Origin of the sequence: Exiguobacterium qingdaonense (genome assembly GCF_018617855.1) — a bacterium.
Lineage (GTDB): Bacteria > Bacillota > Bacilli > Exiguobacteriales > Exiguobacteriaceae > Exiguobacterium > Exiguobacterium qingdaonense.
The window spans coordinates 18,825-41,811 of record NZ_JACSKY010000007.1; the positions used below are offsets into that span (position 1 = coordinate 18,825).

At 47.4% G+C, this 22,987-nt stretch carries 17 protein-coding genes and 1 CRISPR repeat array; of the genes, 5 read left to right on the forward strand and 12 right to left on the reverse strand.

Going from position 1 to position 22,987, the window contains the following annotated elements; genetic code table 11:
- Positions 1-14: 14 nt before the first annotated feature.
- The 5 genes from KNP00_RS09160 to KNP00_RS09180 all read left to right on the forward strand — a co-directional run bounded on the left by KNP00_RS09160 (position 15) and on the right by KNP00_RS09180 (position 4,778).
- Positions 15-1,421, forward strand: coding sequence for a GH1 family beta-glucosidase (locus KNP00_RS09160; RefSeq protein WP_215144421.1), 1,407 nt, complete (start codon positions 15-17; stop codon positions 1,419-1,421).
- Between the two features lie 13 nt (positions 1,422-1,434).
- Positions 1,435-2,763 (forward strand): PTS sugar transporter subunit IIC, encoded by a 1,329-nt coding sequence (locus KNP00_RS09165; protein ID WP_215144423.1) that lies wholly within the window; start codon positions 1,435-1,437, stop codon positions 2,761-2,763.
- Positions 2,764-2,837: 74 nt separating this feature from the next.
- Entirely contained in the window at positions 2,838-3,164 is a 327-nt protein-coding gene (locus tag KNP00_RS09170; protein WP_215144425.1) for a hypothetical protein, read from the forward strand.
- Positions 3,161-3,739 carry a hypothetical protein gene (locus tag KNP00_RS09175; protein WP_215144427.1) on the forward strand — a complete coding sequence of 193 codons (579 nt, stop codon included), beginning with the start codon at positions 3,161-3,163 and terminating at the stop codon, positions 3,737-3,739. Before KNP00_RS09170 ends, KNP00_RS09175 begins: the two co-directional genes overlap by 4 nt.
- Before the next feature lie 76 nt (positions 3,740-3,815).
- Complete coding sequence (locus KNP00_RS09180; RefSeq protein ID WP_215144429.1) at positions 3,816-4,778, forward strand: quinone oxidoreductase family protein; 963 nt, start codon at positions 3,816-3,818, stop codon at positions 4,776-4,778.
- Between the two features lie 32 nt (positions 4,779-4,810).
- Here KNP00_RS09180 and KNP00_RS09185 read toward each other — a convergent pair whose 3' ends face one another.
- The 12 genes from KNP00_RS09185 to cas8c all read right to left on the reverse strand — a co-directional run bounded on the left by KNP00_RS09185 (position 4,811) and on the right by cas8c (position 22,982).
- Complete coding sequence (locus KNP00_RS09185; RefSeq protein ID WP_215144431.1) at positions 4,811-5,056, reverse strand: hypothetical protein; 246 nt, start codon at positions 5,054-5,056, stop codon at positions 4,811-4,813.
- A 348-nt stretch (positions 5,057-5,404) separates the two neighbouring features.
- Complete coding sequence (locus KNP00_RS09190; RefSeq protein ID WP_215144432.1) at positions 5,405-6,757, reverse strand: GH1 family beta-glucosidase; 1,353 nt, start codon at positions 6,755-6,757, stop codon at positions 5,405-5,407.
- 24 nt (positions 6,758-6,781) lie between these two features.
- Positions 6,782-7,711: a carbohydrate ABC transporter permease gene (locus tag KNP00_RS09195; protein WP_215144435.1), complete on the reverse strand. Its 930-nt coding sequence runs from the start codon at positions 7,709-7,711 to the stop codon at positions 6,782-6,784.
- Between the two features lie 3 nt (positions 7,712-7,714).
- The gene (locus KNP00_RS09200) at positions 7,715-8,617 is read right to left on the reverse strand and encodes a carbohydrate ABC transporter permease (protein ID WP_026824384.1); all 903 of its coding nucleotides are present in this window, start codon (positions 8,615-8,617) and stop codon (positions 7,715-7,717) included.
- A gap of 57 nt (positions 8,618-8,674) precedes the next feature.
- On the reverse strand, positions 8,675-9,976 hold the full coding sequence (locus tag KNP00_RS09205; protein ID WP_215144437.1) for an ABC transporter substrate-binding protein: 1,302 nt from the start codon (positions 9,974-9,976) through the stop codon (positions 8,675-8,677).
- A 200-nt stretch (positions 9,977-10,176) separates the two neighbouring features.
- Positions 10,177-11,190 (reverse strand): LacI family DNA-binding transcriptional regulator, encoded by a 1,014-nt coding sequence (locus KNP00_RS09210; RefSeq protein ID WP_215144445.1) that lies wholly within the window; start codon positions 11,188-11,190, stop codon positions 10,177-10,179.
- Between the two features lie 193 nt (positions 11,191-11,383).
- A complete protein-coding gene (locus tag KNP00_RS09215) occupies positions 11,384-12,472 on the reverse strand; it encodes a hypothetical protein (RefSeq protein WP_215144447.1) in 1,089 nt (362 codons plus the stop codon).
- Between the two features lie 382 nt (positions 12,473-12,854).
- Positions 12,855-18,096: a CRISPR direct-repeat array (repeat unit 32 nt; unit sequence ATTTCAATCCACGCACCTGCACGAGGTGCGAT).
- Positions 18,097-18,275: 179 nt separating this feature from the next.
- A complete protein-coding gene (gene cas2 / locus KNP00_RS09220; RefSeq protein WP_084156050.1) occupies positions 18,276-18,566 on the reverse strand; it encodes a CRISPR-associated endonuclease Cas2 in 291 nt (96 codons plus the stop codon).
- A 10-nt stretch (positions 18,567-18,576) separates the two neighbouring features.
- Positions 18,577-19,608, reverse strand: a complete 1,032-nt coding sequence (gene cas1c, locus KNP00_RS09225; RefSeq protein WP_215144449.1) for a type I-C CRISPR-associated endonuclease Cas1c — start codon at positions 19,606-19,608, stop codon at positions 18,577-18,579.
- A complete protein-coding gene (gene cas4 / locus KNP00_RS09230; RefSeq protein ID WP_215144451.1) occupies positions 19,605-20,264 on the reverse strand; it encodes a CRISPR-associated protein Cas4 in 660 nt (219 codons plus the stop codon). Before cas4 ends, cas1c begins: the two co-directional genes overlap by 4 nt.
- Entirely contained in the window at positions 20,254-21,108 is an 855-nt protein-coding gene (gene cas7c / locus KNP00_RS09235) for a type I-C CRISPR-associated protein Cas7/Csd2 (RefSeq protein WP_215144453.1), read from the reverse strand. Before cas7c ends, cas4 begins: the two co-directional genes overlap by 11 nt.
- Positions 21,105-22,982, reverse strand: a complete 1,878-nt coding sequence (gene cas8c, locus KNP00_RS09240; RefSeq protein ID WP_215144455.1) for a type I-C CRISPR-associated protein Cas8c/Csd1 — start codon at positions 22,980-22,982, stop codon at positions 21,105-21,107. Before cas8c ends, cas7c begins: the two co-directional genes overlap by 4 nt.
- Positions 22,983-22,987 lie beyond the last annotated feature (5 nt).

Sequence of the window (22,987 nt, forward strand, 5' to 3'; positions counted from 1 at the left end):
CCGAGGTGACTATTTTGAAAATGCCTAAAGATTTCTTGTTCGGCGCCGCTTCGGCCTCTTATCAGGTCGAAGGTGCATGGAACGAGGACGGGAAAGGCCTCTCGAACTGGGACGTCTTCTCGAAAATTCCTGGTAAGACATTTGAAAACACAAACGGCGACGTCGCAGTCGACCATTACCATCGTTATAAGGAAGACATCGCGCTCATGGCGGAGATGGGGCTCGAATCGTATCGCTTCTCGATTTCATGGCCACGCATCTTCCCGAACGGTACGGGTGAAGTGAACGAAAAAGGACTCGAGTTCTACAACAACTTGATTGACGAGTGTTTAAAACACGATATCGTCCCGTTCGTCACGCTCTACCATTGGGACCTCCCCCAAGCACTTGAGGAAAAGGGCGGCTGGAAGAACAAAGAGACGGTTGACGCCTTCGTCCGTTTCGCCGATACGTGCTTCCAATCGTTCGGTGACCGTGTCGACCACTGGATTACATTCAACGAAGCGGTCATCTTCTGCTCACTTGGATACTTAACAGGCGCACACCCACCAGGTATCGAAGGCGACGTCAAAGGCTATTTCCAAACGACGCATAACGTTTTCGTCGCTCACGCCCGTGCCGTCGAATTGTTCAAACAAAACGGTCACACTGGCGAAATCGGGATCACACACGTGTTCAACCCGGCGTTCAGCATCGATGACGCAGAAGAGAACAAGTTCGCCGAGATGCACGCGAACGCCTATGCGACACATTGGTTCTACGACCCAATCTTAAAAGGTGAATACCCGGAGTACGTCGTGAACGGCTTAAACGAACAGGGTCTTCTCCCTGAAATGACGGAAGAAGAACTCGACGTCTTGAAACGTACGGCTTCGATGAACGACTTTATCGGCCTCAACTACTACAGCCCGCAGCGCGTCATGAAGAATGACTCGGCGCTCGTCATGGCCGGTGGACGTGAGAACTCGACAGGTCGCCCGGGTAACCCATCGTTCGATGGCGTCTACAAGACGGTCAAGATGGACGACAAAGTGTATACAAAGTGGGATTGGGAAATCTCACCGGAGGCGTTCCTCGCTGGGATGCACATGTTGAAAGATTGTTACGGCGACGTCAAAATCTATATCACAGAGAACGGTCTCGGTGATGTCGACCCGATCGTCGACGGTGAAATCATGGACACGCCACGGATTGAATACATCGAAGGTCACCTTCGTGCAGTCAAACACGCTGTTCAGCAAGGCATCAACGTTGCCGGCTACTATGCTTGGTCTGCAATCGACCTACTCAGCTGGCTGAACGGTTATAAAAAGCAATACGGCTTCATCTACGTCGACCACAACAATGGGCTCGCGCGGAAGAAGAAACAGTCGTTCCACTGGTATAAAGAGATCATCGCCACGCGCGCTGAAGACCTATAAGGAGGTTCCCCCTATGAGCCGCTTAGAAAGAGTATTTGAAAAGTTCACCCCTGCATTTGTTCGCTTTGCGAACGCCAAGCCCGTCCTTGCGATTAAGGACGGGTTCATCCTCACGATGCCGATGACGATCATCGGGTCGCTGTTCCTTCTCATCCTGGCGTTACCGATTCCAGGTTGGGCTGACTTCATGTCAGGTCTATTCGGGGCAGACTGGTCACTCCCGCTCACGCAAGTCGTCGGCGCGACGTTTGACATCCTTGCTTTAATCGGTGTTTTTGGAATCGCTTACTCATACGTCAAGAACGAAAAGATCGAAGGCGTGCCGGCCGGTATCCTCGGAATCATCTCGTTCCTCATCATTACACAAGCTTCTGTCCTGTCTGAGTCTGGGGAATTCGTCGGTGGCGTCATTCCAAAAGTATGGACAGGTGGACAAGGTGTCCTCGCTGCCATCATCGTCGGACTAGCAGTCGGATTCATCTACTCGCAGTTCATCAAGCGCGGGATCAGCATTAAGATGCCAGACGGTGTCCCACCAGGCGTATCGAACTCATTCTCTGCACTTGTTCCTGGTTTGGCGATCATCTCACTCGCCGTTGCGACGTTTGCGATTTTCCAAGCGGTGGCAGAGCGTACGTTTACAGAAGTCATCTATGATGTGCTTCAAGCACCGCTTCAAAACTTGACAGATACACTCGCTGGAGCCGTCATCATCATGGTGCTCATGTCCGTCATGTGGTGGTGTGGGATTCACGGTGCCGCGATCCTCATGGGAATCATGGGACCCCTTCTCACAGCGAACGCGCTTCAAAATCAAGCGATCCTCGATGCAGGTGGTACGCTTGTCGCTGGCGAGAACGCAAAAATCGTTACAATTCAGTTCCTCGATGTGTTCACGAAACTCGGTGGATCAGGGATCACAATCGGCTTTATCATCGCGACACTCATTGTCGCTCGTTCGGCACACTTGAAGCAGCTCGGGAAGTTGTCACTTGCCCCAAGTATCTTCAACATCAATGAGCCGGTCATCTTCGGGATGCCAATCGTCTTCAACCCGATCATGTTCGTCCCATTCGTTGTCGTGCCAGCCATCGCTTCATTCATGGTGTACTTCGCTATCCTTTGGGGTTGGGTCGAGCCGTTTAATGCCCTTCAAGTACCATGGACGACACCTCCAGTCATCTCTGGATTCTTGATTGGCGGATGGCGCGCCGCTCTCTTACAGATTGCGACAATCGCCATGGCCGTAGCCATCTACCTCCCGTTCGTTCGCATTCAAGACCGCGTTTCGTACGGTGAAGAGTTGAAAGCACAAGAAGGCTCTGATCAAGCATCAGCCTGAAACAAAAACGACAGCCCTTCTCAGTAATGAGGAGGGCTGTTATATTTAGGAAAAAGAGTTAAGGAGTTGGAAATTTGAAAGCTTACTACCCTTCTATATTTGCCGTTATCGCTGGCCTATCCGGATTACTCGGACTATTGCTTCAATCGGTCTACCCAATCATGCTGTTTCCTGTCTTTTTACTGATTGCAGGATACTTTGTGATACATGAGAAGAAGCAGAAAACAACCGTCCGAAATTATACGCCGAGTTTTCTGGTCCTATCAAGTGCCGCCCTCGCATTCGGTCTTGGTTTCCAATCCATCATCCCATACGCCATGCTCATCGGGGTCGTCATCCATACGGTCTGTCTCTTCTGTGCAATCATCGCAATCGGACGATATCGTGCACATATCACATGAAAGTTGTGAACGGACTTGGTTGGGGCGCGTTGATTCTATTGCTCACCCTCACACCGCTATTCGCCGTCGATTTGATTCTCATCTATCTACTTGAAGACACATCTCTCCCGGTCTTCCCGACTCTCGCGATGCTCGGTTGTTTCTATCTCCTGTCGACGATGCTAAGTTTGTTTGTTGATGGGTTAACGGGAACGTTACGCTCGTTTGGTCATGTGAACGTGCCGCGTCTACTCGACACCATCCTTCACGGAATCGTGAGTTGGTTTAGTTTATACGTCGTACTTTCGTTCTTCCCGTCCATCGATTTATCAACGATCACCGGCATGGCGATTGTACTCGTGCACTTATTCGGCGCATTGTTGTGGCTAAATCGCGAGGATTCAAAAGAAGACATGCCTCTTGAGCTCGATTCCATCGATCAACAGATCATTCATCTGTTACGCACAGAGACCATCGTGTCCTGTATCGAACGCATCGAGCATGATTACCCGGATTTACCGAAACGGGACGTATTGAAGCGAGTCAAGAAAATCAGTCAATCCAGCGAAGTCACCGAACCGTTTCATGTTCGGTGACTTTTGTGCGTCATCGCGAGTGAATCGCGAGCCGTATGCTATAGTTTGAATGAATCTAACGAAGGAAGTGATCAGCATGAAAGCACTCGTCTTCCATCAATTCGGTGGTCCTGATGTCTTGACGTATGAAGAAGTCCCGACACCGATGCCACAAGTTGATGAAGTATTGGTCCGCACAAAAGCCATCGGATTGAACTATGCCGATGTGTATCGTCGGAAAGGCAACTATCATCTCGTCGGAGAACCGCCTTACATTCTCGGATATGAAGGAGCCGGTGTCATCGAAGCGGTCGGAGCGAACGTCACGTCACTCCAACCAGGAGACCGAATCGCCTTTGCGGACGTCCCGCACGCCAACGCGGAGTTCGTTGCCGTCCCGCTCGAGAAGGCGATTCCCCTACCAGATGCCATTACATTTGAAACGGCTGCATCCGTCATGCTTCAAGGATTGACGGCCCATTACCTCGTCCACGACAGCTATCGGATTCAACCTGATGATGTCGCAGTCGTACACGCAGCCGCCGGTGGGGTCGGTCAATTGTTGACGCAAATGATTCAACGTCTCGGTGGACAAGTCATCGGTCTCACGTCGACAGCCGAAAAAGTGGCGACGGTCCAAGCACATGGTGCCCGTGCTTATCGCTATGACGAAGCATGGGTCGAAGCGATTCGCGACGTCACGAGTGGTCGCGGTGCTGATGTCGCCTATGACTCGGTCGGTGCGACATTAGAGGACAGTTTCGAAGCGACTCGGATTGGTGGAACGGTCGTCTTTTACGGCATGGCCGGAGGCGACCCAAAACCCGTCGACCCGCGCATGCTCATGGACACCTCAAAGACATTGACGGGTGGCGACCTATGGAACGTTCTCACTTCAAAAGAGGAACGAATTCGTCGGTCACACGAACTGTTCTCCTGGATCGAGGACGGTTCACTCGTCATTCCACAACCGACGACGTTCGCCTTGTCAGACGGGTCATCGGCCCACGCCTTTTTAGAAAGTCGAAAGAGCCAAGGGAAAATTTTGTTACTTCCATAAATGAACGCCAGCCCGTTATAGGTGCTGGCGTTTTATATATCTTCTTTCCGGAGTGAATATCCGTCCACCTCAAGTAGTCGCATTCGTTTCTGATCGACCGCCGCATGGATAATCACGGTCACCCCGGGATTGAGTTCCATCATCTTCTTAATTTTTAGTAAGTCGTCTCCCTTGATTTCAACCGGCAAGACGAAATCCCCTTCTCTCAAGTGAATGAACTTGATTTTCCCTTGGTCGTCATAGCCCGTCACTTCGTATGTCGAATAATCTCGTGCCATTAACATTCTCCCTTCTATTGAATCAATTTCAACTCCAAGATGACGAATTTCTCGCTCGCGCGTGATTCTTCGATTTCGGGCAATTAAGTCTTTCATCCATAATACCGAAGTAAAGATGATTACCAAAAAAATGAACAGATTTAATGTGAGAATACTATAGGCACTTCCGTAGAGTAGCCAACATATCCATAACATGAAAAACAAATAAGTAGATTTATCCTCTTCTCGCTCTTGGTCCGTCCGATTACTATAGCTCACTCACTAACTCACCTCCCTCATGTTCTATTCCCTCCTTTATTTCACTCCACACAAAAAATCCATCCCCGTAGCGGCAGGGATGGATGCATGTTACGCCTCGACGCTATCTGCGTGTTTGGCTTTATGGTCGGCGATGACACCGGCATACCACTTCGCGCTGTCTTTCCAGATGCGCTCCTGTGTCTCGAAGTCGATATAGAGGATGCCGAAGCGCTTCTCGTATCCGAAGCTCCATTCGAAGTTATCCATGAGCGACCAGAGATAGTAGCCTTGAATGTTCATGCCTTCATCGTTCAAGTCAGAGACAGCTTCGAGGTGCTGGCGGACGTAGTCGATCCGGTTATCGTCATGGACTTCGCCATTCTCTAGCACGTCGTCAAATGCGGCGCCGTTCTCTGTGATGTAGATGGGAAGGTCGGTATACTCGGCGCGTAAACGACGGATCAGGTCTTTGAATTCGTTCGGGGCGATATCCCAGCCCATGCCCGTCTTCTCGTAGTCCGAGTAAGCGTCTGCCTTCAAGAAATCATTCGCTGCGTTGAACTCGACAATGCCACGGCTGTAGAAGTTGATGCCGAAGAAATCGCAAGACGTCGAGATTGTATCCATGTCTCCTGCTTGGATGAAATCGAAGTTATGCACGTATTTAGAGAACAAGTTCATCATGTCGACCGGATACGTACCCTTGAATACCGGGTCGAGGAACCAGCGATTTGAATACCCGTCGGCGTTGTTCATCGCAAGACGGTCATTCGCCGAATCCGTCTTCGCATACATCGGCGCCAAGTTGAGCGTGATGCCGATCGGGGTCTTAGACGTCATCTCCTGCTTCAACAACTCGACCGCTTTCCCGTGCGACAACAACATGTGATGCACGGCGCGTACCGCTTCGTTCATGTCACGATGGCCCGGTGCGTGAACCCCGACGTGATAACCGAGGAATCCGGCACACCAAGGCTCGTTGTGAGTGATCCAAGAATCGACGATGTCATCGAGCTCTTCAAAACAGACTTTCGCATAATCGAGGAACCAGTCGACCGATTCGCGGTTCACCCAGCCCCCTTCTTCGTGAGCCCACATCGGAAGGTCCCAGTGATAAATCGTGACGGCCGGTTTAATTCCTTCTTCACGAAGACGTAGCGCCAACGTTTTGTAGAACGCCATCCCTTCTGGGTTGTACTCTCCCTTGGCAGGAAAGATTCTCGGCCACGCGATGGAGAAGCGATACGTGTCGACACCTAGCTTTTTGATGTGCTGGATGTCTTCCTCGTAACGATGATAGTGATCACATGCGACATCGCCGTTATGCTTCTCGAACACGCGTCCGTCGATGTCACAAAACATGTCCCAAATGGAAGGAGTGCGCCCGCCTTCGTTATGTGCCCCTTCAATTTGATACGAGGACGTGGCTGTACCGAATACGAAATCTTGATTAAAACGCATAGTGTTTTCCTCTTTTCTCTATATTTATTCTTTGACAGCACCTGCCGAAATACTGCTGACGATGTACTTCGAAAGGAACAAGAAGGCAATCATGATCGGGACGACCGAAATCGCGATGCCTAGGTAAAGCGAGCCAAGGTTCTCCGCAACTTGTGATCCCTTTAAGAAGCCCATCAAGACAGGCAATGTATATTTCTCAGGCGAGAACAGGAGGACAAGTGGCATCAAGTAGTTGTTCCACGAGCCGATGAACGTAAAGATCGACATCGTCGCAATCGCTGGCATCATCATCGGAAGCGCGATTGTATGGAAAATACGCAATTCGCTCGCACCGTCAATCCGTGCCGCTTCAATCAAACTGATGTGAAGTGTCGCTTGCGTGTACTGACGGATGAAGAAGACCGTGAACGGCGTCGCGATCGCCGGGACGATCAATGGGATGAACGTATCCAAAATGCCGAGCGTCTTCGAGATCTCATAGAAGCCGATAAGTCCGAGTTGTGCCGGCACCATCATCATGACGAGCATGAAGATGAACATCGCATTTTTCCCTTTGAAGTTGTAGAACGTGAAGCCGTACGCCGTGAGGGCTGAGAAGTAACCAGACAGCACCGTCACCGATACCGAGATGATCAAGCTGTTCTTGAAGCCGTTCCAGATGTTGATATACTCACTGAGCGTCGCATAGTTTTCCGCGAGTGCCGTACCCGGAAGCAGTGAGAAGCCAGCCATGATTTCTCCGTTCGTCCGTGTCGCGTTGACGATCATCATGAGGAACGGGATGAAGCAGACGATGGCCAGGAGAGTCAGTGCTGTATAGATCAATCCTCGCGCAAAGCGTTTGTTTGTTTTTTTCTTCGAAGGCGGTGCCACTTTGAGTGGACGGTCCTCTTTACGTTTCGGCTGCGCTTCGCTATCAGGAAGCATACGCCGCGTTTCTGCATTTTGTTCCATCGCTTACGCCCCCTTCTTCTGTGCTGTGCGTTCATTGCGGAACATACCTTTGAAGACGATCGCCGAGAAGATGAGCGTGATCAAGAATAATCCGTAAGCGACCGCAGATGCGTAGCCGTAGTTGTTGTACTTGAAGGCTTGGTTGTACAAGTAAAGTACCATCGTGTTCAATGAACCGTCCGGTGAACCGATGCCATCGGTGATCAACATCGGAAGGTCGAACAGTTGGAGTCCACCGATGAGTGACGTGATCATGATGTAGAGAAGGATTGGTTTCAGGAGCGGTAACGTCACTTTCGTGAACATCTGCCAGCGGTTCGCACCGTCGATGTGAGCGGCTTCAAAGTAATCTGTCGAAATACCGGACACCCCTGCCATGACGATGATGAAGGAGTGACCGAACCACATCCATGTCAAGATGAGTGAAACGGATAACTGTGCCGTCACCGGTTCTGCCAACCAGTTGATCGGATCTGAAATCAAGCCGATTTTCATCAACACCATGTTGAGTGAACCGTGCTGCCAGTCGAGCAAAATACCGAACAAGAGCGCGACCGAGCTGATCGTGATCAAGTTAGGAAGATAGAAGAACGAGCGGAAGAACGAGAGCCCTTTTAACTTCAAACGGAGATCTGAGAAGATGAGTGCTAATAGAAGTGCTACCCCGATCTGCAAGACGAAGTTGATTCCCCAAATCTTGATGGTGTTGAAAAACGCCTCGATAAAGTACGTATCCGTCAACAACCGAGCGTAGTTCGCAAACCCGACGACCTCTTCACCCGGGCTTCCCGTATAGTTCGTGAAGCTATAGTAAAGCGTTAAGAGGACCGGATAGATGCTGAACGTCAAGAAAACGACCCAGAACGGGGCGATGAACAGATAGCCGTAACGATCTAGTTTTTTCACGTGTATTTCTCCTTCCATAAGAACCGAGGGGGGAGTCCCCCCTCGCGTTGGTCATCGTCAGTCTACAACGATGTCTGGGTATGCGTTTTTCGCTTGTTTCTTGAACTCTTCAAGTGCTTCTTCTTTCGACTTTTTGCCTTCTACATATTGAAGGACCGATGCGCCATAAAGCGTGTCGAGCTGTTGATCGTATTTCGTGACGATTCCTGGAGTAATCTCATCTGCTTCGTCGAGGAAGAACTCATAGTTGTTTTGTCCGCCGAGGAACTCTTCACTGAAATCATCTTTGATTTTGTCTGTAACTGGGTTGAAGGCAAGTACGTCGCCTGTTTCTTGTGCCCAATCTGTCAAGAACTCTTCATCTTGCGTCATGAGTTTGACGAAGTCGTAAGCTGCTTCCTTGTTTTTAGAATCTTTGTAAACGCCAAGCCACGTGCCGCCCCAGAAGTATGGGCTTGGTCCGCTCGTGACAGCCCAGTCACCTGCAGTATCCTTCGCGTTCTCTTTTAATACAGAGTGGAGACCCCAAGTTGGAAGGACGTACGAGAAGACTTGTGTTTCTGTCTCTTTTCCGTTCTCTTTCACTTTGATCGGCTTATCCATTCCTTCGAACCAAGATGGTGACCATTCCGGTGCGAGAGCCGTGTATTGCTTCTCACGAAGTTCTTTCGCATAGTCCATATAGTTGATCTTATCTTCCGTCAAGACGAGTTCGTTCTTATCGTTAACCCACGCTTCTGGGTTTGCCCCTTGCGAGAACCAACGAATTGAACCTTCATCCGGGAACATCTTGTATCCCTTTTGTTTCATTTTCTCAGCAACTTCGAAGACGCCGTCCATCGAGCTCATCATGTCACCGATTTCAGTCGGGTCATCTGTACCGAGCACTTCTTTTGCTAGGCTACGCTTGTAGTAAACGCCACCTGGTGTCGTTTGCCACGAGAGGGCGCGAACGTTTCCGTCTTTGTCTTTCCCGAGGTCAAAGACGTAAGGGACATAGTTGTCTGCGATCTCATCGACACTGTACGGCTCGTCTGAAAGGTTTTCCCAATATCCAGCGTCGACCCATTGCTTGAGGAATGCAATTTCTCCTGTGAAGACATCCGGTGCGCCGACGCCACTTTCAAGGGCTGGCTTCAACTTCGTCGGATAGTCTGCGATTGGAACGATTGTCAATTCAACTTTGACACCGTTTTTTTCTTCATATGTTTTAATTGGTTCTTTTAACTCGTCCGTAAATGACCAAACTTTTAATACGTCATCTTTTGATTCTGAAGCTCCGCCTTCGCTGTCTGAGCAACCGCTCAAGACACCGACTGAAAGTGCCCCAACTGTAAGTAAGCTGACTAATTTACGCATGTGTTGTTCCCATCCTTTTATAGGTGATTTTAGAAAGCGCTTGCAAGAAGAGGGTTAAAATTATCGAAAGCGCTTTCGAGAAACTCGAAATAAAATATCGAAAGCGGTTTCGATTTTCGTCAAAATGACTTTCGAAATCGCGCTCTCCTCTCCATCCACTGAAGAAAAGAGAGCGACTTCGAAATATCATTTATTGCTATTCACTGTTCGAGCGGGGCGCATGATGCCCGTTCGACTAAGCGTACCGGAATGACGCGACGTTCGGTGAGTCGCTCTTTCGCGGTCATTTGTTCAAGTAAGAGTTCTGCTGCCGCTTCCCCGATTTCATCCGTGTCTTGACGGATCGTGGTCAGTTTCGGCGTAATATACTGAATCATGTCAATATCGTCGTATCCGATGACAGAGATGTCATTCGGGACGTGAAGTCCGTGTTCGTGAATCGCTTCGATGACACCGATCGCCATCTGATCCCCGGCCACAAAGACAGCGGTCGGTCGATCGTCAAGTTCAAGCAATCGTTCCATCGCTTGCTTTCCTTCCTCGACGGAGAAGAAACCGGCGTTGACGAGGTAGCCTGGTTGAATCGAAAGGTTCAGCTCTTGCATCGCAAGTTCGTATCCTTTGATTCGCGCCGCTCCGGCGTCAATCGTCTCATCTCCAGCGATGTGGGCGATTTTTTGGTGACCGAGTTCATAGAGGTAGTTCACGGCGAGACGGGCCCCTTCGACGTTATCCGAATAGACGACGCTACAATTGGCGCTGTCCATATCGACGACGACGATCGGGATGTCGCTTCGCATGAGCTCCTGAACTTGCTCATCCATTCGATCCGAGCAGATGACGACGATGCCGTCGACCGCACGGTGTTTAAAGTGTTCGAGGTAACTCATGTCACGATTGCGCAGATTCCGCGAGGCAAAGATCAAATCGTAGCCTTGCTCCTCTGTCGCGTGACGAAAGCTTTCGATGATTCCGTTGAAGAACGGGTGTTTCATCCCGACTTCATTTGCCTCTGAGAACATGACCCCGATCGCCCATGATTTTTTCGTCGATAACGACTGGGCATGTGCGTTCGGCAAGTAGTCCATCTCAGCAGCGGCTTGAAGAATCTTCGCCCTCGTCTTGTCACTCACGTCTTTGTAATTGTTCAACGCTTTGGACACTGTCGTGATTGAGAATCCTGTTTTTTTGGCTAAATCATAAATCGTACCCATGTCATTCCCCTCTTCCCGAAAGCGCTTTCGGTAATTTGATTGTAGCGCATGAATTTGTAGGAATCAATTCTTTTTCGAGGAAACTTTTTGATTCTTTTTCCCATTCCTTGTTTCTTCTATATTACTGTATCGAGAAGAATTTTGTCATACCTGTGTCCAAGTTAAACTATTGCGTAATCATCCTGTACTTCCCTTAATCTTTAACGTTTATGCTCCAGTCCCCATCGGCTTTTACAACAAATACGTAGATATCTGTGTCAGCAAATGTATGACGTTGAGAACCTTCGTAATTTCCCACTTCATTTGCCAACAAATCTTGTTGATTAATAAAAATTGAGAAATAACCTTCCCCATTATGGCTCATCTCGACCTGATATGACCCTTTTTCTACCTCAAAGAAAATCACGTCATCTCCAGATCCTGAAATTTTACCAGGCAGTGTTTTAAAATCTGAAGGGTAATATTGCATTACTTTAATGTTCCAGTTACCGTTGCTCCCTTTTATGTTCATGAAATAATCTTCAGTATTCTGAATCCAAACAAATGATTTTCCTTTGTAATTACCAACGTCATTCGCTAATAAATCTACCATGTTGCCATCAATATCTTCTAAAGTGACTGAAAAATAGTCTGTACCGTCATACTGCATCTCAAATACTGCAAACCCTTCTACCAATTCTATGTTATCTGTGCCTGTATCTCCTGATCCACTTATTGTCGTCGTCAAGTCTTCTTGAACCCTTTTGACATAATCATTTTTTACTTGATCTAAATCTTTATTCACACCTACCTCGATAATTGCGTCTGCGTCATATACCACGATTATGTTTCGATTCTCGATTATGACTTCATCAAACTCCATACCGTAAACAGTGTATCCTCGGTTAATTTGTAATTCATAAAATTCCATGTAATCTTCATAGTTCGATAGCGGGTCCTCCGGCTGAACATCCTGTAAAAACTCTTCAACAGAAGGTTCTTGAACTTCTTCAACCTCTTCAGGTTCCTCCGCTTCAATTACCGGCTCAGGTTCACTTTCGTCCTTTGTAATTGCTACCGTGCTTTCTTCTTCAAAATTAGTAACAGCTTCTTGATTATTTGTTTCAAGAATTCCGAGTATGAAAATTAACCAAATACCCGCGAGAAAAATCGAACCTCCTAATATAATCGGGAATGGCGTGATATCTTTTTTGATAAAATAACGAAATACAGAATAGAGACCATATGCCGCTCCACCTATTAATAGAGCGATCGCAGTAAATGCAATCACATTTTCTAGCATATCCAGCTCCTCCTATCTTCAATCACTTTCAGCTCAACATTACCCATCATTAATTATTACCCATATTTCCCACTCAAGCCCCACTTGTTCTATCTTTTCTGACCAAAAATAAAAATCATCCAAAATGTTGGATGATTTTTATTGTGTCCGCGTATACAACCAGACGAGATTCGTGGACTTTTGGACTTCTTTCATCTCGATAGGTTCGATTCGAGCAACACGTTTCAAGTAGCCGTTTTTCCGTTCAGCTTTTTCAATCTAAACACTTATTAAAAGTTCGATGTGCCTCCAACTTATATGCATACGAATCCAAGTTCATTTCAATTTCACACCTACGTATGGTGCGATGATCTCCATGATGATCATGAGTATCTTATGAAGGATTTCAATCCACAAACCTACGTAAGGTGCGATAAGTCATCTAGTCAACTAGATAGGAGGCTCGTATATTTCAATCCACGCACCTACGTGAGGTGCGATCGCTCATGGCGAGCAGACGATCCTTTACGCCCATATATTTCAATCCACGCACCTACACGAGGTGCGATCGGAGAGCCGTACCGATCGGTGGTGACGAGATGATTTCAATCCACGCACCTACACGAGGTGCGATGATGAGAAAGACGGATTCATCGTCGATCTGGTGGAATTTCAATCCACGCACCTACGTGAGGTGCGATGAGCGTCTTCGAAAAATCGTGTTAGAGCAATTGTTATTTCAATCCACGCACCTGCACGAGGTGCGATTCGCCCCGAACGAGCGCGTAATGCTCGCTGAGGAATTTCAATCCACGCACCTGCACGAGGTGCGATTTCACCCGTCCGGGCGTTCAGCGTCTCTTGCATATTTCAATCCACGCACCTGCACGAGGTGCGATTGGATGGACTCAACCCACACTGTTCTGTCATCGATATTTCAATCCACGCACCTGCACGAGGTGCGATCAAGAAGCGGCCATCGACAAGTTTGCCAAGATATTTCAATCCACGCACCTGCACGAGGTGCGATAGAGTTCAACACATTGCTCGCCCAATTGCGACAAATTTCAATCCACGCACCTGCACGAGGTGCGATTGGTTTGCGGGCACAACAAGCGTTCGGCGGCGTAATTTCAATCCACGCACCTGCACGAGGTGCGATCCATGCGGTTGTCGGTGCTCGGTGTCCACTCTCATTTCAATCCACGCACCTGCACGAGGTGCGATCGATTGGTTGAGTGTCGTCAGAGAGGAGCTAGGTATTTCAATCCACGCACCTGCACGAGGTGCGATAACGGGCGAAGTTTCCTCTTTGTCAGAGGTCGCGAATTTCAATCCACGCACCTGCACGAGGTGCGATTCCAATTGCTTATAACCCTATCGTCGAGTATTGATTTCAATCCACGCACCTGCACGAGGTGCGATAATACTTCCGTTCATTGATTTCTATCGCCCAAGAAATTTCAATCCACGCACCTGCACGAGGTGCGATCAGTCCCCTCAATCACCGTACCCCTTCCAGTTGCGATTTCAATCCACGCACCTGCACGAGGTGCGATTGATACCTGCAAAAACAGTCAAAAATCTAGGCATATTTCAATCCACGCACCTGCACGAGGTGCGATATCAACTAATAGGACTGGTTATATTCGTATCCCTTTATTTCAATCCACGCACCTGCACGAGGTGCGATAGAAGCAAGAGTGCCGTCTTGGCCCGTTGCGGATTTCAATCCACGCACCTGCACGAGGTGCGATCACATCATCCGGCATATGAATACCTTGATCTAAATTTCAATCCACGCACCTGCACGAGGTGCGATGTACACCAAAAACGGGACAGTCGGCTCGCTGTTATTTCAATCCACGCACCTGCACGAGGTGCGATTCCGTTCTCTGTTTTAAAGCAATGTGGTCGTTAATTTCAATCCACGCACCTGCACGAGGTGCGATAAGAGCCGTATTTATGATGGATATGCTTTTGATCTATTTCAATCCACGCACCTGCACGAGGTGCGATCTCTATGACCCTGCAGATGTTTTCCCTTTCAAATTATTTCAATCCACGCACCTGCACGAGGTGCGATAGCACCTAAGCCAGAGATTGACCCTGATAATCCAATTTCAATCCACGCACCTGCACGAGGTGCGATTGACATGGTGTGTCGCAAGTTACTTTGTATTCGTATTTCAATCCACGCACCTGCACGAGGTGCGATCGCGCGCATGTACTCGAGCTCGCGCGCATGTAATGATTTCAATCCACGCACCTGCACGAGGTGCGATTCAACAAACGATTATCAATGGGGCGTTACTTCGAATTTCAATCCACGCACCTGCACGAGGTGCGATTAAAGGGATATGAAGTGTCAACAGGTATTTGGAATTTCAATCCACGCACCTGCACGAGGTGCGATATCCCCCTACCCTGCCTGTGCATGAGAGTAAGCAATTTCAATCCACGCACCTGCACGAGGTGCGATAAGGCGTCATCCGGTGGGCATATGATGGAATCTCATTTCAATCCACGCACCTGCACGAGGTGCGATACCTTTCATGGGTCTACGCCTTGGCCGAGATCAAATTTCAATCCACGCACCTGCACGAGGTGCGATTTGGAACAGAGTGTGACCAACGGGGTCCGCAACTGATTTCAATCCACGCACCTGCACGAGGTGCGATACAGACCCGAAAGTGGTCGAGGAGTTCACACCGATTTCAATCCACGCACCTGCACGAGGTGCGATAATCGACTTGTCAGATGACACTTTGCCTTTCTAATTTCAATCCACGCACCTGCACGAGGTGCGATTCGTCTCGGTTCATCGGTGTCGGTGCCGGTCATATTTCAATCCACGCACCTGCACGAGGTGCGATACTGGACCACATCGACGACGTTTTCGGTAAGGAGATTTCAATCCACGCACCTGCACGAGGTGCGATACGGGGTGGGCGTTCGGCGACCATCGAGAACATGATTTCAATCCACGCACCTGCACGAGGTGCGATAGAGGGGGTCATCATTTGCCGCACGAAGGAGAGGTATTTCAATCCACGCACCTGCACGAGGTGCGATGCGTCAAGCACGTCTGCTACGAAACGATGCTCAAGATTTCAATCCACGCACCTGCACGAGGTGCGATCCAACTGAGGGAGCCGTACCCCGTGTCGAAGTCATTTCAATCCACGCACCTGCACGAGGTGCGATCCGTCTCGTTTGCAGGTAACTGCCTCGATTCGTATTTCAATCCACGCACCTGCACGAGGTGCGATGAGTATTCGATAAGGAGGAACGGACATGAGTCAATTTCAATCCACGCACCTGCACGAGGTGCGATACAAGTGGGGCACGCAGACGGGTCAGGTCGTCAAATTTCAATCCACGCACCTGCACGAGGTGCGATGAGATCGGTATCAAATTTACAGCTCCACTTACATATTTCAATCCACGCACCTGCACGAGGTGCGATTTTCTTCTCATCCATCCGTTTGTCTATATAAGAGCATTTCAATCCACGCACCTGCACGAGGTGCGATTACAGCCAACGCATCCAAGACACGACAGCCGTCTTATTTCAATCCACGCACCTGCACGAGGTGCGATGCGATTCATAATTGTCGATTTCCGCGACCAGTTATTTCAATCCACGCACCTGCACGAGGTGCGATAAATATTTTTTCTCCAATCCCCCCCATTCCAACGATTTCAATCCACGCACCTGCACGAGGTGCGATTCCGCTTTCTCTTCCACCATCTCTTTCGATGCTTGATTTCAATCCACGCACCTGCACGAGGTGCGATATGCCCGAGTGTCGAGCCATGCTTTCGAATGATAATTTCAATCCACGCACCTGCACGAGGTGCGATAGTTGATGATAGTGAATACTCTCGTGACAATCGTATTTCAATCCACGCACCTGCACGAGGTGCGATCGTAGACTGGGTTTCAGTGACGTTCAAAGACGAATTTCAATCCACGCACCTGCACGAGGTGCGATGGTTCAGACTTCTCATGAAATGGGATGGTATGGATTTCAATCCACGCACCTGCACGAGGTGCGATTCGGACAACACGTTCGATTCAAAGTAATAATTTATTTCAATCCACGCACCTGCACGAGGTGCGATCTATCAAGACCGCATCCGCTTGCAAGGCATCGTATTTCAATCCACGCACCTGCACGAGGTGCGATCTTGATGCGTGGATTGACGAGCGATTGTTCATTATTTCAATCCACGCACCTGCACGAGGTGCGATCAGTTCTTCCGCTAATTCCTCGGCCGTACCGACGATTTCAATCCACGCACCTGCACGAGGTGCGATTACTTACTCGGACTAACTGACGAGGTGAGCCAAATTTCAATCCACGCACCTGCACGAGGTGCGATTAAAATATTGTTCGACAGTTTGTTTTATATCATCATTTCAATCCACGCACCTGCACGAGGTGCGATCACGATTTCCGACACATGCACGCGACCATACTCCTATTTCAATCCACGCACCTGCACGAGGTGCGATTCGCGGTCTGTCTCTGTGTCGACGCCTTCTTGGAGATTTCAATCCACGCACCTGCACGAGGTGCGATGTCCGTACCATTGCTTGTATGTCAAATCTCCAGGATTTCAATCCACGCACCTGCACGAGGTGCGATCGCCAAAATCGTGTCGATATATGTCGACCCATCTTATTTCAATCCACGCACCTGCACGAGGTGCGATACCGTCGTGCGGTCCCGTCCATCAATCCACATGTATTTCAATCCACGCACCTGCACGAGGTGCGATGTACAAGCCATCTGATTCCCTGTCGTCCCCTTATATTTCAATCCACGCACCTGCACGAGGTGCGATAAAAAGCGTCAGCAAAATATGATATCCCGGTTGTATTTCAATCCACGCACCTGCACGAGGTGCGATGGGTTCATCCACGGATGTAACAGAGGCAGGTGATATTTCAATCCACGCACCTGCACGAGGTGCGATCGTGCGGTTGTCGAGGGTTGCGAGCCACTTGGTCGTATTTCAATCCACGCACCTGCACGAGGTGCGATAGTTACGAAAGTGACATCGAAGTATATCAGAGCATTTCAATCCACGCACCTGCACGAGGTGCGATGAACAAACAGATCAATGCCATCGCCGCGAAAGAATTTCAATCCACGCACCTGCACGAGGTGCGATGCGTCGGAGTTGCGAGAGTTGTTGGTCAAAGCGCTATTTCAATCCACGCACCTGCACGAGGTGCGATAAAACTGCTGTATCTTCGCTAGCTGTTCTCCGACATTTCAATCCACGCACCTGCACGAGGTGCGATCGAAGCGCCGCTGTCGGGTCGGTGAGTTCCCCGATATTTCAATCCACGCACCTGCACGAGGTGCGATGACGTTGCCCTTGTCGTCACGGATGACTTCGAGATTTCAATCCACGCACCTGCACGAGGTGCGATCTTTATTTTCGACTTGATGTTGCCGCAGGACCGATTTCAATCCACGCACCTGCACGAGGTGCGATCGCTTTTGTGCCGCGAGGATGTTGATGGACTTATATTTCAATCCACGCACCTGCACGAGGTGCGATTGTCATGGCCGCACGTCCCGGTATGGAGATGTGATTTCAATCCACGCACCTGCACGAGGTGCGATAGCCGATTTAAGAAAAATCAATCGACTAAAGTAAACTTTCTAGGAAATATTATCCTTTAAAGTGCAATATCACCTGAAATATTATTGATTCAATTGAATCTACAGGATAAATTCGGTGCGAACCCCTCTAGAAAATCATGTTCACTTTAGCTTCGCACAAATCGAAATCATCCCGAATTTTAAAAAATGAGAGGACCTTCCAAATCTAAAGATTCTTTTACGCCCACATGCTCAACTTTAGAAGCATGATGATTTCCTAATCGATAAAACCGAAGACTATCCCGTTCAATGTCTACAATTTCTTTTAGTCGTAATTTCAGCGATGTAAATTCGGTTTGATCGACTATACATTCAAATACACTATTTTGCACGCGTTGCCCATACTGTTGGCATACCTTGGCCACTTGACGAAGGCGTCTCGTCCCGCCAGGTGAAGTTGTATTGACATCATAGGTTACTAAAACAAGCATTGTTCATCCCTCACTTATACAAGAATGATGGGTATTCCTCTAAATCACCACGCAAATACCTTGCCAATAATAAGGCTTGAGCATAGGGTACTAACCCCCACATCATCTTTTCTTTTAGATAAGGATGTTGAATCATTTCTTGTTTTTTCTTTTGCCAAGATGACAAAAATATTTTTCGCCCTTCTTCAGTCATTAGGATTGCACCATTCTCTTTTTGAACAAAATGTTTAGATTGTATCACTTTCAAGTTGATTAACGAGAGGACGAAACGATCTGCATAAATCCCTCGTAACTCTTCCATCAAATCGAGCGCAAGAGAAATTCTCCCCGGCCGTTCGCGATGTAAAAAACCAACGTACGCATCTAACCCTACCGATTCGAGTGCAGCGCTACAATCTCGCGCTAATAAACTGTAAGCAAAGGAAAGCATCGCATTGACGCGATCGAGTGGTGGTCGCTTAGAACGTCCCTTGAAGATAAACGCTTCTTTTTGTTGAAGGATCATGTCATCAAACAATTGATTATAGTGAACAGCAACTTTTCCCTCAAGACCTCGTAACCTCTCTAAATCATCACACTGACGAATTTCAATCAACTTATTCGATAAGTATCTTGACGTTTCTTTAAATCGCTCAACATCAACACGCATCGGGTAATCTCGTGTAACGCGCTCCAACATCCATTTTTGATTGTATACTTTTCCAAGAATAAAATTCCTAGCTAGAGCGGCGGACTGTCTCTCACAATCCGAGAGTCGATATTGCGTTTTACGCAACACTACGTTTCCTTTACTTTCTCCAATGACACGAGCTAAAAACCGTCCGTTCTTGGTCATAAATGTAATCGGAACGTTGTGCTCCGCACAATATCCCATAAGCGCTGGACTCGCCCCGGTATATCCGAAGGTGACGATTCCTTCAAGGTTGTGAAGAGGTACTCTGCCTAGAACTTCCTCTTCTTTCCTTACTAGTACATTACCGCCATCAAGTGCAAGATATGCATCTGACTGATTCACAAATAACGTATTCAATAATTTTTTCAATCTTTTAGCCTCCTCTCCAAATATGCTGTTACACTTTCTCGAACCATCAATTCAGGTAGACATATATTTTGGAGGGAGCAACTTTTGCAATGTGGCCCTGTTTTTACACGAGGTGTATGGCGCGTTCGATAGTAATCATTCATCTTACTTACAATTTTCTTCACTTCATCTTTTAACGCATCTGATAGCATGACCAAATGTCGATGCTTTGTTTCATGATAATAAAGATAACCTTCATCAATCGGGCATAAAAACATCTCTTCTAGACAAATGGCTTGAGCAGCTAACTGCAATTCGTCTTCTTTCCCCACCTTCGGCTTCCCTCTTTTATACTCCACAGGGATGGGGCGATACAGACCAGGGGTTCCATGCAACGAAACCCCTGTCGGATGTTCAACAAATTCAACCACATCACATTGACCGCTAATGTTTAGCGATTCCGATTTGACGGCCATTCCTCTAACAGTCAACTTATCTTTTCGCTTCTCTCGAACATAAGGGTCATCGGCTTTTTGATGTAAATGCTGACCTTCCACTGTACGAACGTTTTCTTCCCACTGTTGTTCAATATGAATCAGTGCCCATTGTCTAGGACAAAATTGAAAGTGCTGAATTCCTGACAACAATAAATAAGAATCATCTTGTTTATAGTCCATCTATCACTTCAGGTTCTAATCCATCGAGTGGAGTGACTTGAATGTCGTAATCCGAAAAATCTTTCGGTTCGTCAGTTGTCGGCCGCACCGTAACCGAACGATGAACTTTAGCGGAAGAGTACTGACCTAATTTCGAGTTATGTTCCCACCAATACACTTTATGCACTTCCATGCTTCCTTCAGGGCGAGCCGAAGAAGCATCGTTTTCAAATAGTGTCACTAATACTTGCTTTAATTTTTCGGCGTCTTCTTTCGTGAAATTCGTTTTTTCAGCAAGTTGCGTATTAATACTCCCGTTCAATACGTATAATCCGTGATCTACACGATGTTTCATCCCCATCGTATCTGAGCCACGGTCTTTCCCACTTTCAGAGTTCACACTTTTTGTAATCTGCATACTTGTCACATCAATCGGAGTAACACTCGTGGCTGTATGGATCGAAACCGGACCTCTAACACCAATTGACACCCCTGATTTATCTCCCTTAAATGCGAAAACTTGTCCGAATGAACGTACATCCATCCAAGTGGCACAAGCTTCTTGGGCAAACAATTCACCCATTCCTTTTCCTTTCATTAATTTCTTCAAATCCTCATTAGCTTCTGCACGCGCACGCAAACTATCATACTGATCGACACGACGATCGTTTGATTGCACGAAAATGGATTCGCCCATGTCTTGTAATCGGTTACGAATTTTCCGTTTGATGGCCACATCAGAGATTTCGCCATAACCATCGTAGTTTTGACGTGGGCGATTACCGTTCAACGGATCTCCGTTCGGGTTTGCTTTTGATACAGATAAAATGACGGTAAAATCGATTTTGTGATCTAACGTGTTCATACTTCAACACTCTCCTCTTCTGATGGGTTCAATACTTCTTTCTTTTGATAAAGGTCATGACGTTGGCTATAAAAACCTAACAAATACCGTTCTGACAACGGCTTATTCGTGAAGTCTTTTGGATCAATTTGTGAACCTACCTCATCGATTTGACTATTGATGTAGGTGATTTTCCCACCTAATTTCGCCTGATAAGGCTGAAGTGCACTTTGAATCGTTAACCATGTCCGAGCTGGCTTTTGAGAAAATGCATTCATGTATCGAATGGCATTGGTGGCACGATTTTCACGTTGTTCTTTTAGCGCCTTCCTTTCTAAGTAGTCAGCAAGTGCCAATAAGCGTCCAAACAAATAGTCACGATCTGTTGATTCACGGTCTAAAGCCACATTCATCCCTTCTTTCTTATTAGTTACTCCACAAGCAATCTGTAGCGTTTTTTCCCACTCCCATTTTTCCATCCCGACTGGATTAGACGCTCGTTGCATCAAACATCGTCGAATATCATCCGGAATTCGTCTCTCATCCACGACCGACGGTAGAAGACGCTCAACAGTCGCTTTGATCAATTGGTCATTCGCATGTGTTCCATATGCCATCGTCGCAATATCTTTTAAAGCTGGTGCACCAGTAAAAGTACGAATGTTCCCTTCCTGATCCTTATAGGTATACTCCCATGGATTGTGCGTATGCCATCTCTCTAGTCGTTCAAAATAGTGTTCTTGATCAAAGGAACGATAATACAGAATAGCAAGTCGGCCTGTTGTGGCAGCATCCATCATCAAAATGTTCACCTTTTGGCGTGGTAACGTTCTTTTGTACCCGAGTAACGATTCAGAAAAAGCTCTAGCGCCTTCTGAGTTCGTATCTGTTTTGCTAGTTACTTCATCTTGAAAAAATGATGATAAAGAAAACGTTGATTCAATCGCGTTAGGTAAACGAGTCTCTTGAACTCCCCAAATCAAAAAGATACGTTGATCAATTTTTATTCCTTGCTTTAAAATCAACCATTTTAGAGCATTATGAGCCTTTTGCGATACTTCATAGCTAATCGTCGCTGCCTCTGTCGCTTTATCAAACCGACCTCGAAATGTAAATCCGCTGCTGTCATTTGATGAAATCAACTTCGCTTTATCACCTGCATTTCGTATCTTATTCGCATGTTTTGTCGTTCCGATTGAACGGTTTCCCGTAACAAAACATAAGCTCGACTCTCGTTCTTTACTTTCATAATAGGAGATAAATGATTGATAGAATTGAGCATCATTCCACGTTTCTTTGTTTAACTCATTTACTGAATGCACATTAAAACGAATGAAAGCTCCTTCCACACCACTCGAAACAACAGAATAAATGTCTGGTTTGTCGTCTTTTCCATCCCACGTCCATTTCAGCGTCCCGTCATCATTTAAAAATAGTTTTTCCGCCATTACTAAATCTTCAATCAAACAACCTTTTACCAAATAGTTATAGATACTCTTCAAGCGATCGAAACCAAATGGAGATTCAGACCACTCTTTTAAGTTCCGAATGTACGCGTCATATGCATTATCCTTTTTGTAACTACCACCATACTTCTCGTAGTCTCCAGCAACGTAAGGTAACTTATCATGCAACGGATAAGGAGCAACCACACTTCCAGCTCGACCAGAAGAATCTTCAGTACACGGAATCAATGTGTTCCCTTGTCCTTTAGGAATCACTTCCGCAGAATGAAACTCACCTTCGGGCGTAATATGGACCGTGATATGTGCAGTTTGAGTAGTATGAGACACTGGTAGTAATGTAAATGTCTGTCCTTCCCAACGAGTACTGAGTTCCCCGACCTCGTCAAGATGCTCATTATATGTTTCGTATAACTGTTGCCACACGCTCATAAAAT

Coding starts and splice junctions, on each gene's coding strand:
- KNP00_RS09165 (WP_215144423.1), top strand. CDS start 1,435: ATGAGCCGCTTAGAAAGAGTATTTGAAAAGTTCACCCCTGCATTTGTT.
- KNP00_RS09175 (WP_215144427.1), top strand. CDS start 3,161: ATGAAAGTTGTGAACGGACTTGGTTGGGGCGCGTTGATTCTATTGCTC.
- KNP00_RS09180 (WP_215144429.1), top strand. CDS start 3,816: ATGAAAGCACTCGTCTTCCATCAATTCGGTGGTCCTGATGTCTTGACG.
- KNP00_RS09185 (WP_215144431.1), bottom strand. CDS start 5,056: ATGGCACGAGATTATTCGACATACGAAGTGACGGGCTATGACGACCAA.
- KNP00_RS09190 (WP_215144432.1), bottom strand. CDS start 6,757: ATGCGTTTTAATCAAGATTTCGTATTCGGTACAGCCACGTCCTCGTAT.
- KNP00_RS09195 (WP_215144435.1), bottom strand. CDS start 7,711: ATGGAACAAAATGCAGAAACGCGGCGTATGCTTCCTGATAGCGAAGCG.
- KNP00_RS09205 (WP_215144437.1), bottom strand. CDS start 9,976: ATGCGTAAATTAGTCAGCTTACTTACAGTTGGGGCACTTTCAGTCGGT.
- KNP00_RS09210 (WP_215144445.1), bottom strand. CDS start 11,190: ATGGGTACGATTTATGATTTAGCCAAAAAAACAGGATTCTCAATCACG.
- KNP00_RS09215 (WP_215144447.1), bottom strand. CDS start 12,472: ATGCTAGAAAATGTGATTGCATTTACTGCGATCGCTCTATTAATAGGT.
- cas2 (WP_084156050.1), bottom strand. CDS start 18,566: ATGCTTGTTTTAGTAACCTATGATGTCAATACAACTTCACCTGGCGGG.
- cas4 (WP_215144451.1), bottom strand. CDS start 20,264: ATGGACTATAAACAAGATGATTCTTATTTATTGTTGTCAGGAATTCAG.
- cas7c (WP_215144453.1), bottom strand. CDS start 21,108: ATGAACACGTTAGATCACAAAATCGATTTTACCGTCATTTTATCTGTA.
- cas8c (WP_215144455.1), bottom strand. CDS start 22,982: ATGAGCGTGTGGCAACAGTTATACGAAACATATAATGAGCATCTTGAC.